13 protein-coding genes are annotated in these 15752 nt (G+C 61.5%); 6 read left to right on the top strand and 7 right to left on the bottom strand.

Features of this window, described 5'->3' with window-relative positions; all coding sequences use genetic code 11:
- The first annotated feature begins 8 nt into the window (after positions 1-8).
- Positions 9-896, top strand: a complete 888-nt coding sequence (locus J3R84_RS14440) for a branched-chain amino acid ABC transporter permease (RefSeq protein ID WP_025424680.1) — start codon at positions 9-11, stop codon at positions 894-896.
- A 509-nt stretch (positions 897-1405) separates the two neighbouring features.
- Here J3R84_RS14440 and J3R84_RS14435 read toward each other — a convergent pair.
- Together J3R84_RS14435 and J3R84_RS14430 are read right to left on the bottom strand one after the other, a co-directional pair.
- Complete coding sequence (locus J3R84_RS14435) at positions 1406-2416, bottom strand: amino acid ABC transporter substrate-binding protein (protein ID WP_025424679.1); 1011 nt, start codon at positions 2414-2416, stop codon at positions 1406-1408.
- Between the two features lie 109 nt (positions 2417-2525).
- Positions 2526-5582 carry an aminotransferase class III-fold pyridoxal phosphate-dependent enzyme gene (locus J3R84_RS14430; RefSeq protein ID WP_025424678.1) on the bottom strand — a complete coding sequence of 1019 codons (3057 nt, stop codon included), beginning with the start codon at positions 5580-5582 and terminating at the stop codon, positions 2526-2528.
- A 79-nt stretch (positions 5583-5661) separates the two neighbouring features.
- On the opposite strand from J3R84_RS14430, the gene J3R84_RS14425 reads away from it, so the two are divergent.
- Positions 5662-6144, top strand: a complete 483-nt coding sequence (locus tag J3R84_RS14425) for an Lrp/AsnC family transcriptional regulator (protein ID WP_051509126.1) — start codon at positions 5662-5664, stop codon at positions 6142-6144.
- 34 nt (positions 6145-6178) lie between these two features.
- Here J3R84_RS14425 and J3R84_RS14420 read toward each other — a convergent pair whose 3' ends face one another.
- Positions 6179-7120, bottom strand: coding sequence for an AraC family transcriptional regulator (locus J3R84_RS14420; RefSeq protein WP_025424676.1), 942 nt, complete (start codon positions 7118-7120; stop codon positions 6179-6181).
- A gap of 221 nt (positions 7121-7341) precedes the next feature.
- Here J3R84_RS14420 and J3R84_RS14415 point away from each other — a divergent pair, with 221 nt between their 5' ends.
- The gene (locus tag J3R84_RS14415) at positions 7342-8391 is read left to right on the top strand and encodes an NAD(P)-dependent alcohol dehydrogenase (protein WP_025424675.1); all 1050 of its coding nucleotides are present in this window, start codon (positions 7342-7344) and stop codon (positions 8389-8391) included.
- Positions 8392-8467: 76 nt separating this feature from the next.
- Here the strand turns inward: J3R84_RS14415 and J3R84_RS14410 are convergent, their stop codons facing one another.
- Both J3R84_RS14410 and J3R84_RS14405 read right to left on the bottom strand, forming a co-directional pair.
- A complete protein-coding gene (locus J3R84_RS14410; protein WP_025424674.1) occupies positions 8468-8932 on the bottom strand; it encodes an Lrp/AsnC ligand binding domain-containing protein in 465 nt (154 codons plus the stop codon).
- A gap of 22 nt (positions 8933-8954) precedes the next feature.
- A complete protein-coding gene (locus tag J3R84_RS14405; protein WP_025424673.1) occupies positions 8955-10118 on the bottom strand; it encodes a M20 aminoacylase family protein in 1164 nt (387 codons plus the stop codon).
- Between the two features lie 191 nt (positions 10119-10309).
- On the opposite strand from J3R84_RS14405, the gene J3R84_RS14400 reads away from it, so the two are divergent.
- From J3R84_RS14400 to J3R84_RS14390, 3 genes are all read left to right on the top strand, one after another.
- A complete protein-coding gene (locus tag J3R84_RS14400; RefSeq protein WP_025424672.1) occupies positions 10310-11380 on the top strand; it encodes a D-alanyl-D-alanine carboxypeptidase family protein in 1071 nt (356 codons plus the stop codon).
- Positions 11381-11392: 12 nt separating this feature from the next.
- Entirely contained in the window at positions 11393-12568 is a 1176-nt protein-coding gene (locus J3R84_RS14395; protein WP_113567682.1) for a CobW family GTP-binding protein, read from the top strand.
- A 452-nt stretch (positions 12569-13020) separates the two neighbouring features.
- Entirely contained in the window at positions 13021-13701 is a 681-nt protein-coding gene (locus J3R84_RS14390) for a response regulator (RefSeq protein WP_025424670.1), read from the top strand.
- A 39-nt stretch (positions 13702-13740) separates the two neighbouring features.
- On the opposite strand, the gene J3R84_RS14385 is transcribed toward J3R84_RS14390, so the two are convergent.
- Positions 13741-15234 (bottom strand): sensor histidine kinase, encoded by a 1494-nt coding sequence (locus J3R84_RS14385; protein WP_203529792.1) that lies wholly within the window; start codon positions 15232-15234, stop codon positions 13741-13743.
- A 225-nt stretch (positions 15235-15459) separates the two neighbouring features.
- Positions 15460-15645 (bottom strand): hypothetical protein, encoded by a 186-nt coding sequence (locus J3R84_RS14380; RefSeq protein ID WP_025424668.1) that lies wholly within the window; start codon positions 15643-15645, stop codon positions 15460-15462.
- Positions 15646-15752: the final 107 nt, after the last annotated feature.

Below are 15752 nucleotides of genomic sequence, written 5' to 3'. Positions count from 1 at the left end.
TCACAACGATGGACATGTTCCTGCAGCAGCTGGTCAACGCGCTGAGCCTCGGCGGCACCTATGCGCTTCTCGCGCTTGGGCTCGCGGTCGTCTTCTCGATCATGGGGCTGATCAATTTCGCCCATGGCGAACTGATGACGGCGGCGGGCTACGGGCTGTGCTTCGCCCTTCTGCTGGGCGTGCCCTTTCCGCTCGCCATCTTCGGCGCGCTGATGATCGCGGTGGCGCTTGCCATGTTGATGGAGCGCATCGCCTTTCGGCCGGTGCGGGGCGCGAGCGGCACGACGCTGCTTCTCACCAGCTTTGCCGTCAGCGCCATCCTGCGCGTCATCTTCCAGAACTTCATTTCGGCGCGGCCGAAGCCGGTGCCGATGCCGGAGAGCTTTTCCGGGACGATCGAGATCGGTGGCCTTCACCTCGGCCTGATCCAAGGCACATCGATCCTGGTCACGGTCATCATGCTCGTCGGGCTCAACCTCTTCCTGCGCACCACCGTTCTCGGCCGGGCGATGCGTGCGGCTTCGGAGGATTTCGCCATCGTCCGGCTGATGGGTATTCGCGCCAATGCCGTGGTTGCGACCGCCTTTGCCATTTCGGGACTGCTCGCGGGCGTCGCGGGCATTCTCTGGGTGGCGCAGCGCGGCAGCGTCGATCCGCTGATGGGCTTCCTGCCGGTCTTGAAGGCCTTCATCGCCGCGATCATTGGCGGGCTCGGCAGCCTCTCCGGCGCCGTTGCCGGCGGCTTCCTGCTCGGCTTCATCGAGGTGTTCCTGCAGGCCTATCTGCCGGAAAGCCTGCTCAGCTACCGCGATGCCTTCACCATCCTGCTCGTCATCGGCGTGCTTCTCTTCGCGCCGCAGGGGCTGCTTGCGCGCAAGACGATCGTCAAACTCTGAAGGGTTGCGCCCCACCTGTCGGTTGACCAGAAAAAACGCTCCGGCGTCGGAAATGTCAGACGGTGACAGATCCTGCTGTTTGACGAAAGGGGCATCCCCACGCCCTCATTCCGGCCTTGTGCCGGAATCCAGCGATCCGACGTCGGTCGGGTCAGAGGACTTTTCAGCCCAAGGACTTGGGCTGGCTGGATCCCTGTGACAGGCACAGGGATGAGGGAAGTCTTCGCTGGTGTCGGGATTTCCCGATCTGCTATGACGAGGCCTGACTTGTCGACTGTCCGCTGTCCATCATCGCCGTACGTTTTGTCGGAACCTCCAGATCCCCCTTGGGAAAGCTGCCACAAGCGGCGTTGCGCAACGCCTCGCTCCGAGCAGACAGACAGAATGCAACCGCTCCTTGTCAAACGCCAGAAGCGAAAAACGCCGCGGTGAGGGCCGCGGCGCATGGTTGGTTGGTCTATTTATTGGCGCAATTCCGGAGGGAAGACCTTCTCCGGATTTGCCTGCGATCAGCGCGCCGGCGGCGCGTACATCAGGCCGCCCTGGCTCCACAGCTTGTTGAGGCCGCGGTCGATCTTGAGCGCACTGTCCTTGCCCAGGTGCTTTTCGAAGACCTCGCCATAGTTGCCGACGGCGGAGATCGCCTGGAAGGCCCATGTCGGGCCGAGGCCCAGCGCCTTGCCGGCTTCGTTGTCGATGCCCAGGAACCGCTTCTGGCCGACCGTGCCGCTTTCCTGCATCTTGGCCGCGTTCTCCTTGGTGATACCAAGTTCTTCGGCCTCGATCATCGCGAACAATGTCCAGCGAACGACCTTGAACCACTGCTCGTCGCCCTGGCGCACGGCCGGTCCGAGCGGTTCCTTGGAGATGACTTCCGGCAACACGACGAAGCGGTCCGGGTCGTTCAGCGTCAGGCGCTGGGCGTAGAGCGCCGAGGCGTCGGTCGAATAGACGTCGCAGCGCGCCGTGTTGAAGGCCTGGATCGTCTGGTCGGGCTTTTCGAAAGCGATGACCTGGTACTGGATGTTGTTGGAGCTGAAGTAGTCGGCCATGTTCTGCTCGGTGGTCGTGCCGGTTTCCGTGCAGACGGAGGCGCCCGAGAGTTCCTTGACGCTCTTCACGCCGAGGTCGTTGCGCACCATGAAGGCCTGGCCGTCATAGTAGTTGACGCCGACGAAGCTCATGCCGAGATCGCTGTCGCGCGACAGCGTCCAGGTGGTCTGGCGCGAAAGCAGATCGACTTCGCCCGACTGCAGCGCGGTGAAGCGCTCCTTGGTCGAGAGCGGCACGTATTTCACCTTGTCCGGGTTGCCGAGCGTGGCCGCAGCGACCGCGCGGCAGAAGTCGATGTCGAAGCCGCTCCACTCGCCCTTGTCGTTCGGCGCGGAAAAGCCGAGCACGCCCTGGCTGACGCCGCAGCGAAGTTCGCCGCGTTCCTTGACGACATCAAGCGTGGCGGCGCTGGCTGCCGTTCCGGCGAGAAACGCCGCACTCGCAAGTGCTAGAATTCCAAGTTTCATTGTCCTGTTCTCCTCTTGTTATGCAGTTTTAAAGGCACGCGTCTTCGCTGCCGGGGCACGTGCGCGTCCCGGCCAACTGGCTATCGTTTCGGCGGTATCGAGCCCGGTCTTAACCGAGCTTCCTGCTCACATCCGCAAAGGTCTCTTCGAGGACGGCGAGCAGATGATCGGCGTCGCGTTTCGAGAAGATCATCGGCGGACGCATCTTCAAGACGTTGTCATGTGGCCCTTCGGTGCCCATCAACACGCCGCGCTGGCGGGCGCCGTTGGAAACGGCCCGGGCAAATTCGGTGGCGGGTGCCTTGGTATTGCGGTCGCTGACCAGTTCGATGCCAAGGAACAGCCCCATGCCGCGGACGTCGCCGATCACCTCGTAACGCGCCTGCATCGCCCGGAAGGAGCCGATGAGGTAGTTGCCGATAGCAAGTGCGTTGCCGCGCAGGTCCTGCCCCTCGATGACGTCGAGCACGGCAAGGCCGACGGCGCAGGAAACCGGGTTTCCGCCGAAGGTGTTGAAGTACTCCATGCCGTTGTTGAAGCTGTCGGTGACCTCGCGGGTGGTGACGACGGCGGCCAGCGGATGGCCGTCGCCGATCGGCTTGCCCATGGTGACGATGTCGGGAACGATCCCTTGAGTCTCGAACGCCCACCAGTGGCTGCCGACACGGCCGAAGCCGACCTGAACCTCATCGGCGACGCAGACGCCGCCGGCTTCGCGCACCAGGCGATAGACTTCCTTCAAGTAGCCTTCGGGCAGGAACACCTGGCCGGCAACGCTCGGGATCGATTCCGCGATGAAGAAGCCGAGGCCTTCGCCCTTTGCCTGCATGGCCGCGATCTGCTCTGCGACGCTTTCGGCAAAGCGCTTGCCGTGTTCTTCTGCCGGCCAATCGGCGGGCGCGCGATAGCTGTCGGGAACGGCAGCGACATGGACATGCGGTTTCGGGCCCTTGCCGCCTTTGCGACGGAATTTGTAGGGGCTGATGTCGATCAGCTCCTGCGTGGTGCCGTGATAGGACCAGTCGAGCGTGATGGCGTTTTCACGGCCCGTATGCGCGCGCATCATGCGCAGCGCCAGGCTGTTTGCCTCCGAGCCGCTGTTGACGAAACCGGCGACTGTCAGTTCTTTCGGCAGCGTCGCGGTCAGCCGTTCCGCATAGGCGACAATATTGTCGTGCAGATAGCGCGTGTTGGTGTTGAGGATCGCCGCCTGCTTCGTCATCGCCTCGACGACCGCGGGATGGGCGTGGCCGATGTGGCAGACATTGTTGAAGCAGTCGAGATAGGCGCGGCCACTGTCGTCGATCAGCCAGACGCCTTCGCCGCGCACGAACTTGATCGGCTTTTCGTAGGAGATCGACAGGTTCGGCAGCAGCAGTTCCTTGCGCAGCTTGACGATCTCGTCATGCGCACGACCGCTCTTTGCGTAAAACTCCTCGGCAATGCCGGCGAAGGTGCGCGCATCGGGGAAGAGCTCGGCCCAGACGTCGAGATATTGCGGTTCGCCGACGCCGATGATTTCGGTCGCCGAAAGGTTTGCGTCGATGGAAAGCTGCAAATGCAGGTGCGGCGCCCAGCCGCCGTTTTCCATCGGAGCACCCATTTCGCCGACGAGCGCACCGGCTTCGAGCCGGTCGCCAGCCTTGATCCGGCCCATTGTCTCGTGCGCCAGATGACCCCAGAGCGACACGAAGGGCGGGCAGCCCTCGGGTTCGTGGCGAAGCGCAATCAGGCAGCCGTAACCAAGCGGGTCCGCCTCGATCTCGACGCTGACGACGGTGGCGGCGATCGGTGTGAACACCTTGGTGCCGGCTGCCATGAACAGGTCGAGCCCGAGATGGCAGGTGCGGCGGGTGTTCTCGACCAGCCGTGAGACGAACATTTCGCCGGCATAGACGGTGCGCGCCTCACCCCAGGGGCCGATGCCGAGATCGACGCCGTTTTCGCGGCAATAGTCTTCCCAGATCGCCTGGGCCTCATCCGGCTGTTCACCGGCGGATTTCACCGTCATCGGATGATCAGGGTCGCCGTAGGGCACGAGCGCTGCTGGGTAGGTCGCGGCCGGGCGTTCGAGCAGCGGCGCGAGCGCCTTGCGGTTTTCGCTAATCCAGGCGGTAACGCCGCGCGTTCCCGGAGCTGCCTCGAAGCCGCAGGCCTTGCGCAGGATCGCGGTGGCAAAGCGCGGGTTCATCCGGTCGAGTTTGCGCAAGAGCGTCCAGGCTGGCCTTTCGCTGATGGCAAGGTAAGGATTGTCGGTCGTGTGGGCGCGGCGCGAGGCCGAGATCGTCACCGAGGTGACGAGCCGCATGGCGATGAGGTCGAAGAGAAGATCGACTTCCTCTTCGAGCAGCGGATATTCCGCGTGGAAGCCGCGGGCGATGGCGGCGGTGGCGCCGATCGGGTCGGGATGGTCGAGACCGGCATAGGCGGCGGCAATGGCGACTTCGGCAATGACGGGCGCATAGAGTGCGTCGCCGAAATCGATCAGCCCGGAGATGCGGTCATGATCTGATTTGTCGACCAGTACGTTCCAGTCGTTGGCGTCGTTGTGGATGACAGCCGACCGCAGTGTCGCCAGCCTCGGCTCCACCGACTTTGCAAAGCGGACAAGGAAACGCTCCAGCAATGCGCGGTCATCCGGCTCGGTTACATGGTTCAGCCTGTCCCTGGAACGGCCGGCCTTGCGAATGTCCCAGTCGAGGTCGCGCAACGCACCCGGATGCATGAAGCCTTTCAGCGAGGCGTCGAAGCGGCCGAGCATCTGGCCGAGCGACTGGAGCGCACTGGTGCTGCGGCCGGTTTCGGCGAGCGGGTTGCCCGAGACCCAGCTGACGAGGCGCAGCCTGTGGCTGACGCCGTGCTGGCTGGTGGTTCCGGCAAGGCTGGTGCCGGCCAATGTCGGCTTGATGTGCGGCACCGGCAATTCGGCGGCAAAGGTTCCGACATGGCTGAGCAGCGCCGTCTGGAAGTCGCTCTCGACCTCGGGCTCGGCGGCATTGACGACCTTCAGGATATAGGTGGCGCCGTCGGCGGCCTCGACCTTGAAGTTCTGGTCGCGTTCGCTGGCCAGCAGCGACAGCGTGCCGGAAAGGCCGTAATGCTGCTTCAGCAGTGCTGACGCAGCGTCGATAGAAAAGTCTGGTGTCGTCTTCAGCATGTCGTTCATGGGAACCCTCGTCTTGAGAGGCAGAGTTGCACGAGCGGCCGACGCATGCATCCGGCATTATGCCGGTTGCACCGACATTATGTTTATAATAACCGTCATCTTGTCGGCGCGCTCGGAGGCGGAAATCATGCAGGACATCGACGCGATCGACCGGACGATCCTCAGCATCCTGTCGCGGGAGGCGCGCATCCCGATGAAGTCGCTGGCGGGCAGGATCGGGCTTTCCCGAAGTGCGACGACGGAGCGCGTCACCCGCCTGGAAAAGGCGGGCATCATTCGCGGCTACCGCGCCGATATCGGCCAGCTGGAGGAGGGGCAGATCCAGGCCTTCCTGCTCGTCACGCTGCAGCGTACGCCGTCGATCGGCGTGCTTGACCGGCTCGCCGGCTTTTCTTCCGTGCGCAAGGTTTCCTCCGTCAGCGGCCAGCTCGATCTGGTCGTCGAGGTCGAGGTCGGCTCCATCAACGCGCTGAATGAACTGCGCAACGAAGTGGCGACCATGGACAACGTCGAGGATCTGACGACGTCGATCGTGCTCAGGCGGGATATCGAGCGTAGCTGATATTCCCGGGGATATCGAAAGAACCTGAGGCGTATCACCCCTCGCTCAGCATCTCCGCCTCGCCGGAGAAGCGCTCGACCAACGTACGGCGCACGCGGCCGATGTCGCGCAACGGCGGCTCGCCGAAGTGGCGGGCATATTCGCGACTGAATTGCGACTGGCTCTCGTAGCCGACCTGATGGCCGGCATCTCCGGCATCGAGACTTTCTTCCAGCATCAGCCGCCGCGCCTCCTGCAGCCGCAACTGCTTCTGGTACTGCAGCGGGCTCATTGCGGTGATCGCCTTGAAATGGTGGTGCAGCGACGAAACGCTCATCGAGACCCGGCTCGCTAGGTCGTCGATGCGCAGCGGCCGGGAATAGTGCTCCTTCAGCCAGGCGACGGCGCGGCCGACCTGATGCGGCTGGCTTTCGACTGTTGCCATCTGGCGAAGCCGGTGGCCGTGCGGGCCGGTCACCAGGCGATACAGAATTTCCTGCTCGACCAGCGGCAGCAGTGCGGGAATATCGTCGGGCCGGTCGAGTAGCCGCAAGAGCCTGAGTGCTGCATCTTCGAGGTCAGGTGTGATCTTGCTGACCGTCATGCCGCGCGGCGAGGCGGAGGCCGGCATATGCCCCTGCGCCAGAAAGTCGAGCAATGCCGGAATCTTGGCCGTATCGATCTGGAAGGCGAAGCTGAGATAAGGCTCGTCGGCCGAAGCCTTGCAGACCTGCGACAACACCGGCAGGTCGATCGACGTCAGCAGATAATCGGAAGCGCCATAGATCAGCGTCTCGTCGCCGAGTACCACGCGCTTGGCGCCCTGGACGATGATCGCAAGGCTCGGCTTGTAGGCCGCGCAATTGACGGGTGCGTCGCCGGAATGGCGATGAATGCTCAAACCTGGGATTGCGGTCTGGTGGTCGCCGTCCTTCCCGGTGATCCGGGCAATGACGTCGATCATGTCCTGTCTGGCAGTCTGTCGCGTGGCTGTCATATTCTGTGGTCTTTCCAGCGGCTTAGCATTGTGTGCGGCAATGCTCAGATAAGGCTTCGAAGCGCTATTGCCATCATATATTTTTCATTCTTGCAGGATCGGGCAAAAACTTTGCAGGATCGCGATAACGCTTTTGCCGATCGCGAACGCATAGTCCCTGCCTGCGATCTGCCGGTAACGCTCCGGTCATTTCGCATCTCCCAAAATTGAAGGACAGACTGATGGCCATTGCAAGAGGATATGCGGCGACCGACGCGTCGAAACCGCTGACGCCCTTCACCTTCGAACGTCGCGAGCCGCGCGACAACGACGTGGTGATCGACATCAAATATTGCGGCGTCTGCCACTCCGACATTCACCAGGCACGCAACGAATGGGGCAACTCGGCCTTCCCGATGGTCCCCGGCCACGAGATCGTCGGCATCGTCACCGCCGTCGGCTCCAAGGTCACCAAATTCAAGGTGGGTGACCGCGCCGGCGTCGGCTGCTTCGTCGATTCGTGCACCACCTGCGCGACACGCGACGTCGATCTGGAGCATTACATGCCAGGTCTGGTGGTGACCTATAACGGCGTCGAGGCCGACGGCAAGACAGCGACGCAGGGTGGCTACTCCGACAGCATCGTCGTCAAGGAAGGCTATGTCCTGTCGATCCCGGAAAACCTGCCGCTCGACGCGGCGGCACCGCTTTTGTGTGCCGGCATCACGCTCTATTCGCCGCTTCGTCACTGGAAGGCCGGTCCCGGCAAGAAGGTCGCGATCGTCGGCATGGGCGGTCTCGGCCATATGGGCGTCAAGATCGCCCACGCCATGGGCGCGGAGGTGACGGTGCTCAGCCAAAGCCTGTCGAAGAAGGAAGACGGGCTGAAGCTCGGTGCCGACCACTACTTCGCCACCAACGATCCGGAAACCTTCAAGACGCTTCAGGGCCAGTTCGACCTGATCATCTGCACGGTCGCAGCCGAGATCGACTGGAACGCCTATCTCAACCTGTTGAAGGTCGACGGCGATTTCGTGCTGGTCGGTATTCCGGAAAATGCCGTGCCGGTCCATGCCTTCGCGCTGGTTCCGGCCCGCCGCAGCATTTCCGGCTCGATGATCGGTTCGATCAAGGAAACCCAGGAAATGCTCGACTTCTGCGGCGCCCACAACATCGTCTCGGAGATCGAAACGATCAAGATCCAGGAGATCAACGAAGCCTACGAGCGTGTCGTCAAGAGCGACGTCCGCTACCGCTTCGTCATCGACATGGCGTCGCTCGACGCGGCGTAAGCGCGGGTTCAGGGGTGCCGTACTAAAGTGCTTGCCCCGGGATCCCATCGGCTCCCGGGGTCATTCTTATTTGGTCTCAGACGAGCGGCAGTGGCCCGTCGTTCTTGATCTCTTCCATGACAGCATAGGTGCGGGTTTCCTTGACGCCCGGCAGCGTCCACAGCACCTGGCCAAGGAAATTGCGGTAGGCCGCCATGTCCTCGAAGCGGGTCTTGACGAGATAGTCGAAGCCGCCGGCGACCATGTGACATTCGAGAACCGCCGGCGCCTGCTTGATCGCGATCGCGAACTGATCGAACACGTCGGGCGTCGTCTTGTCGAGCATGACCTCGATGAAGACGAGCAGGCCGAAGCCGAGCTTCTGCGGATCGAGACGGGCGCCGAAGCCCGAAACATACCCTTCCTTCAACAGCCGGCGCAGTCTTTCGCTTGTTGCCGTCGGTGACAGGCCGATGCGATCGGCAAGCTCCAGATTGGTGATCCGGCCATCCGCCTGCAGGATGTTGAGAATTCTACGGTCTATCTTGTCGATCTGATGCATCGTGCCGCCTCCCGCTCGCGCCTCAGGCGGCAAGTCGCGTTTCCGCGAGTTTCACCCAATAGGAAATCCCGTGCGGGATCGCTTCGTCGTTGAAGTCATAGCCCGGGTGGTGCAGCCCGGCGGTGTCGCCGTTGCCCATGAAAATGAAGGCCCCCGGGCGGGCGAGCAGCATGTAGGAGAAATCCTCGCCGCCCATCATCGGATCGAGCGACGGCCTGATATTGCCTTCGCCGGCAATTTCCGCCGCTGCCTTCAGCGCGTAGCCCGTCTCGTCCTCATGGTTGACGGTCACCGGATAGTTGCGGCTGTACCAGACATCGACGGTTGCGCCATAGACGTCGGCGATGCCTTCGGCGATCAGCCGGATGCGGGTCTCGCCGATATCGCGCACTTCGGGCTTCAGGGTGCGCACGGTGCCGCCGAGCACCGCCTCCTCCGGGATGACGTTGTGGGCAAAGCCGGCGTTGAATTTGGTGACCGAGACCACGACGGAAGCGAGCGGATCGACCGTTCTCGACGCGATTGTCTGCAATGCAGTGACGATCTGCGTGCCGATGACGATCGGGTCGATCGTCTTGTGCGGCTGGGCCGCATGGCCGCCACGGCCCTTGATGGTGATGGTGAACTCGTCGGTCGAGGCCATGATCGCGCCGACGCGGCTGCCGAAATGCCCGACGGGCATGCCAGGCATATTGTGCATGCCGTAGACTTCGGCGATGTCGAAGCGCTCCATCATGCCGTCCTTGACCATCTCGTTGCCGCCGCCGCCGCCTTCTTCTGCCGGCTGGAAGATGACCGCGACGCTGCCAGCGAAGTTGCGGGTCTCGGCCAGATATTTGGCCGCGCCGAGCAGCATGGCGGTGTGGCCGTCATGGCCGCAGGCGTGCATCTTGCCGGAAGTTTCCGACGCCCAGGACTTGCCTGATGTCTCGGTGATCGGCAGCGCATCCATGTCGGCGCGCAGGCCGATGGTGCGGCCAGCACCGAGATTGCCCTTGATCAGGCCGACGACGCCGGTCCGACCAAGGCCGGTCACGATTTCGTCAACGCCGAACTCCTTCAGTTTCATTTCGACGAAGGCTGCCGTATTTTCCACCGCGAACAGGAGCTCGGGGTTCTTGTGCAGATGACGCCGCCATTCGGTGACTTCGTTTTGCAGTTCGGCGGCGCGGTTGAGAATCGGCATGAGTTGAGTCCTGTCGGTCTGTTCGATCACATCTATCTGCGGTGGATTGGCGCAGCAGCCAACGAATGGGCTTTGCCATCTCCTCGCCATATAGGCTAAATAGCCGGACGAGACGAGGCAACAGCGGAATTTCGAGGACTATGGTGGTGACAGCAGGATTTTTCATGCGAGGCAAGGCAAGAGCAGTGGGTATCGTGGCCGGTGCCTGCGCGAGCCTTCTCATGGCTATGCCGGCGGTTGCCAATCCGCGGCTCGTCGTCGACGTCAATACGTTGAAGGTTTACGAGCATCAGGACATCTTCCAGAAATGGTATCCGGCGTCGCTGACCAAGCTGATGACGGCCTATACCACCTTCCGGGCGATCAAGTCGGGACAGTTGGCGCTGACAAGCCCTGTGGTGATGACCAAGAACGCCGCTTCGGAGCCGCCGAGCAAGATGTTCTACAAGCCCGGCCAGGCGATGACGCTCGACAGCGCGCTGAAGATGATGCTGGTGAAGTCGGCGAACGACGTGGCCGTGGCGATCGCCGAAACCGTTGGCGGTTCCGAGCCCGCCTTCATCGACAGGATGAATTCCGAAGCGCGCCGCATCGGCATGACGTCGTCGCATTTCATCAATGCCAACGGCCTGCCGGGGCCCGGCCAGTACACCACCGCGCGCGACCTTGCCGTGCTGGCGATCACGCTGAAGCGCGAGTTTCCCGAATACGCGTCCTATTTCTCGCTGGAAGGGTTCACCACCGGCAAGAAGGACTATGCGAACTACAACATGCTGATCGGCCGGTTCGAAGGCGCTGACGGCATGAAGACCGGTTTCATCTGCGCGTCCGGTTTCAACCAGGTCTCCTCGGCGACGCGTGATGGCCGCAGCGTCGTTTCCGTCGTGCTTGGCGAAGACAGCCTCGGCGCCCGTGCCGACGAATCCGCGCGCCTGCTGCAGACGGCGCTGACGACATCGGGAACAGCCAAGCCGTCGCTGGTACAGATCGCGCCTTATGGTGAAACGCGCGACCTGGTTGCCGATGTCAGCAAGCAGATCTGCTCGAAAGCGGCAGCCAAGGTGCGCAGCGAAGGGCGTGACGAAGCCGGGCGGCAGAAGCTGCTCTCGCCGTTCATCCACGAGATCGGCCGTCCGCTGAAGCTGGCCTTTGCCGGCCTCATCCCCGGCAGCGGCGACAAGCTGGCCAAGGTGGGCGCCGATCCGGCTGGCCAGGGCGATGTCGCCAATGTGCCGATCCCGGTGCCGCGGCCGAGCCTCTGATCGGAGTTTCCAATGGTTAGCCCACTGCCGGCCGTGCCGGTTTCGATCCTGACCGGTTTTCTCGGTGCGGGCAAAACGACGCTGCTGAACCGGCTTCTGAAGGACCCGGATCTCTCGGATACGGCCGTCATCATCAACGAATTCGGCGATGTCTCCATCGACCACCTGTTGGTGGAAGCCTCAAGCGACGGCGTCATCGAGCTTTCCGACGGCTGCCTGTGCTGCACGGTGCGCGGCGAGCTGGTGGATACGCTTGCCGACCTCATGGACCGGATGCAGACCGGCCGGATCAAGCCGCTGAAGCGCGTCGTCATCGAGACGACCGGACTTGCCGACCCGGCGCCGGTGCTGCAATCGGTGATCGGCAACCCGGTGATTGCCCAGAGTTTTCGTCTCGATGGCGTGGTGACTGTGGTGGATGCGGTCAACGGGCTGCAGACGCTTGCCAACCACGAGGAAGCTCTGAAGCAGGTCGCGGTCGCCGATCGCATCGTCATCAGCAAGGCGGACCTTGCCGACCAGGCACAATTGGACGAGTTACGGTTGCGACTGCGGGCGCTCAATCCGCGCGCGCCGTTCATTGATGGCGACAGTCCCGAAGCAGGGCGGGGCGCGCTCTTTGCCTGCGGCCTTTACGACCCGGCGTCGAAGATCGCCGATGTCGGCCGCTGGCTGCAGGACGAAGCCGATCATGGGCATCATCTCCACGATCAGCATCATCATGACGGCGACCACGGCCACCATCGCGATCATGATCACCACCACCACCACCACCACCACCACCACCATCATCACGATGCGACGCGCCACGGGGCGGACATCCGTTCGTTCAGCATCGTGCATGACAGGCCGATCGAGCCGATGGCGCTCGACATGTTCATCGATCTATTGCGCTCGGCCCATGGCGAGAAGCTGTTGCGGATGAAGGCGATTGTCGCAGTCTCCGACAATCCGGAGCGGCCGTTGGTCCTGCATGGCGTGCAGAATGTCTTTCACACGCCGGAGCGGCTGTCCGTCTGGCCGGATCCGGCTGATCGGCGCACGCGTATGGTGCTGATCACCAAGGGGTTGAGCGAAGCATTCGTGCGCGACCTTTTCGATGCCTTTACGGGCAAGCCACGCATTGATCGTCCCGACGCGCAGGCGCTTTCCGATAATCCTCTCGTGGTGCCTGGAATGAAATTCTAGAATTGTTTGCGTGACGCCGGCCGTCTTTTGCTGCAAATGGCGCGGGAAACGGTTAAAATCTGTAGTACTTTCGGGTGACGTTTCAGCAGGCGCATAAACATTTTTGGGCTAATATTTTGGCTTTACTTCTAACTTGCCGAAACCGCTCTGAGAATGGCGATGTTTGTGCCATGGACGCGTGGATTCACCAATCAACACGCGGTGTCAGATCTATAACTGCCTGTAAAGATTGAAGTCAACGAACCTTTGTCCGGTTTTTCCCATACGGTGCTTGTCGGCCTCTTAAATCAAAAAGGGCGAGTATTTGCGCGGTATTGTCGATGTTTAGTCCGCGCCTTTCGCCACGTCGGACCGATATTTCTGTGCTTGCCAAATTAACTAGAAGTTAGTGTCTTCTTTAAAACACTGATCTGATGAACTAGCATGTTTGTTGCGGAGGGAGAGCAACGACCATGTCGATATCAGTTGCATTTGTTGACGACCATCCGATCCTCCTGGAAGGACTGGTCAGCTTATATTCTGGAAAAAGTGACCTCGAGATCGTCGCGAAGGGCGAAAACGCGGTCGATGCTTTGAAAATAGTTGAAGAATTTTCACCTGAAGTTCTCGTGCTCGATTTGAGCATGCCCGGCGATGCCATTGCGGCTATCGAGCTGGTTACGCAAAAATACAAAGACACGCGGATCATCGTCTTCACCGCAAATTCAAGCATTGAAACCGCGATACAAGTCCTGAACTACGGGGTCTCTGGCTATGTGCTGAAGGGCAGCAGCGCCAGCGACCTGCACGAGGCCATACGCACGGTCTATGACGGTGAAACGTTCATCACGGCGGGGTTCGCGACCAAGGTCATCATGGCCATGAAGACAGCGGAAATCCGTCGGCGATCCCAGGCACAACGACGCCTGAGCCTGCGCGAAGAGCAGATCGTTCGCCATCTCATGCGTGGCAGCACCAACCGCGAAATAGCGGCCTGCCTCGATATCAGCGAAAAGACCGTCAAGCATTACATGACGGTGTTGATGCAGAAACTCGACGTCAGGAACCGTGTGGAAGTGGTGCTGGCGGCGCAGCGCCTGGATGTGTTGCCGGACGGCTCTGCCGAACGCAGCGCATCACGGCGCATCAACTAGCGCATGTCGCGCAAAGCGGTTTTGCGGTGACGACATGCTCTAGTGACGATCGAACGAGCCGCCGCTGTGATCGAGTGTCAGAACCGCTGTTACCACCGTTCCGCTCGCCCGGCGGATGGTACGCATGCGACCGCCAAATGCGCGAATGCGGCGCTTCTGCGTGATGGTGCCGAGCCCTGTGCGGCCGGTGCTGCGCACGGACACAGTCGTCGATGGTGCGGTGCCCACATCGGCCACGGTGATGAAGAGGCGGTTATGGCGCGTGCCGTAGCGCAGGTGCTGGCGGTTGCCCGGCGCATGTCGCTCGCTGTTCATCAGGGCTTCCTGGATGAAACGATAGACGCAGATGTTGAGGTGTGGATCGACCGTCTGCGAGGCGATCAGTCCGACAACATCGATCTCGCGGCCGATGACATCCACGTGCCGCCTTACCGCAAGCTGGATCGTGTCGCTGAGCGACATGTCGTCGAGCTCCGGCAGCACGAGATCGGTCGAAATGTTCCTCAGCTCCTCAAGTGCCGTCGTAACCGTACTGACCAGCTTGTCGATATCCTGCCGCCTTACCGGATCCGCTGACTGGCCGCCGATCGGTTGCGTGGCCATATCGCTCAGCCTCAGCTTCAGCAAGGTCAACAGCTGGACCGGACCATCGTGCAGATCCGTACCGATCTGGTCGAGGATCATCTCATTGAGCTTGCCGGCCTCGAGCCGCGCCGTTTCCGCAGCCCCACGCAGCCGTCGGTTCTGGTTGGAGAGTTCCAGCGCGCGTCGCAGGCTGTGGCGGATGGCGGCGTGTTGGCGATCGATGAGCAGGCTGCCGCTACGAACGATCAGGAAGAGGAGCGCCAGCATCGGGACCGAGACGAGAAGCACGATGCTGATCGTCTCCCGCCAGGCCGTCGACAGTTCGCCCACCAGGAAATCGGGGCGCTCGTAGAATTCACCGACCAACAGCACCTTGCCGGCTTCGTTTCGCACGAGCGGGGCGTAGACCTCGATGTACATGCCGCGCTGCTCGTCACCGGTGTATTCGTGTTTCTCGATCATCGTACGCGAAACGACGATCTCGCCCGCCAAGGCGCGCTGTAGCTCTTCGAAGACAACCTCCTCGTCGATCTCCTTGCCCGAAGTCGAATACATCAGGCTTCCGTCTGGCCCCCAGATCTTCAGCTCGTGGACATGCTGGCCGAGCGCGCTGGTGCCCAGCAGCTGCTTGAGTTTGTCTTCGACGAATGGCGGCAGCACGCCGCGTTTGATGTCCTCCTCGGAGATCAGCGGCGCAACAAATGTCTGGAGATAGGCAGCGCCGAGCGAGCCGACGCTATTGAAGACGGTCTTTTCCAGACGGTTCGTCGTCCAGACCGCGAGTGCGATCATCAACGCCACAACGACGAAGGAGGCAATGATGATGAACTGCACCTCAAGCCGCAGTCGCTGGAATGTCGACAGCAGGTTTCTCAAGGTTGCTGCCTGGCGCAGGTTCAGCAGGAAGGTTTGCTTGGCGGTTTCTGTGTCGTTCCCAACGGAGTCCATGAAATTTGCCCGATCACCTGCTAGTGTTTTTATGTTCCCTGTTCTTTAAAAATGCGACCGCCAATTCCGGCATCACAGGCAAAAAACGCGATAAATCGGATTTCGCACGCTGGTTGTCAGTTTGGCAGACATTCACTCTGTACGATCCTGCAAAATCTAGCGGCGACTAAGGTCCGACTCTAGGGGACCTTAGTCGGTGGTCGAACGGGCCTTTGGTCGCGAAAATCACACGACGTTATTCGTCGCGCTGACGACGGCTTCGCTGCGCGTCCAATTCTTCCACCATGGTCTCACCTGATCACCGGGGGTGGCGATAGCACCGTTCCGCTCGAGAATGACGATCCGTTGCTCATAGGGGTGGCTGGCCAGTTCGCAACCGCGGACGATATTCCGATCCATTTTGCGCTTCATCGCCCTCATCCGCTCCACTGAGGACCGCGACGACGATTGCCCTATCAACACGGCCACGCCTTTCGTCAAGGAAACCCGACCCACGGGCGCATGCGTCGCATCAGGTC

The sequence above is a fragment of the Ensifer canadensis genome, assembly GCF_017488845.2.
Lineage (GTDB): Bacteria > Pseudomonadota > Alphaproteobacteria > Rhizobiales > Rhizobiaceae > Ensifer > Ensifer canadensis.
The sequence above is the reverse complement of the archived record's forward strand: the minus strand, read 5'-3'. Positions and strand labels throughout refer to the sequence as shown.

Bases quoted from the DNA above. Each gene is read 5' to 3' on its own strand.
- J3R84_RS14395 (WP_113567682.1), top strand. From the start codon at position 11,393: ATGGTTAGCCCACTGCCGGCCGTGCCGGTTTCGATCCTGACCGGTTTT.
- J3R84_RS14435 (WP_025424679.1), bottom strand. From the start codon at position 2,416: ATGAAACTTGGAATTCTAGCACTTGCGAGTGCGGCGTTTCTCGCCGGA.
- J3R84_RS14390 (WP_025424670.1), top strand. From the start codon at position 13,021: ATGTCGATATCAGTTGCATTTGTTGACGACCATCCGATCCTCCTGGAA.
- J3R84_RS14380 (WP_025424668.1), bottom strand. From the start codon at position 15,645: ATGAAGCGCAAAATGGATCGGAATATCGTCCGCGGTTGCGAACTGGCC.
- J3R84_RS14440 (WP_025424680.1), top strand. From the start codon at position 9: ATGGACATGTTCCTGCAGCAGCTGGTCAACGCGCTGAGCCTCGGCGGC.
- J3R84_RS14385 (WP_203529792.1), bottom strand. From the start codon at position 15,234: ATGGACTCCGTTGGGAACGACACAGAAACCGCCAAGCAAACCTTCCTG.
- J3R84_RS14405 (WP_025424673.1), bottom strand. From the start codon at position 10,118: ATGCCGATTCTCAACCGCGCCGCCGAACTGCAAAACGAAGTCACCGAA.
- J3R84_RS14410 (WP_025424674.1), bottom strand. From the start codon at position 8,932: ATGCATCAGATCGACAAGATAGACCGTAGAATTCTCAACATCCTGCAG.
- J3R84_RS14415 (WP_025424675.1), top strand. From the start codon at position 7,342: ATGGCCATTGCAAGAGGATATGCGGCGACCGACGCGTCGAAACCGCTG.
- J3R84_RS14420 (WP_025424676.1), bottom strand. From the start codon at position 7,120: ATGACAGCCACGCGACAGACTGCCAGACAGGACATGATCGACGTCATT.
- J3R84_RS14425 (WP_051509126.1), top strand. From the start codon at position 5,662: ATGTTTATAATAACCGTCATCTTGTCGGCGCGCTCGGAGGCGGAAATC.
- J3R84_RS14430 (WP_025424678.1), bottom strand. From the start codon at position 5,582: ATGAACGACATGCTGAAGACGACACCAGACTTTTCTATCGACGCTGCG.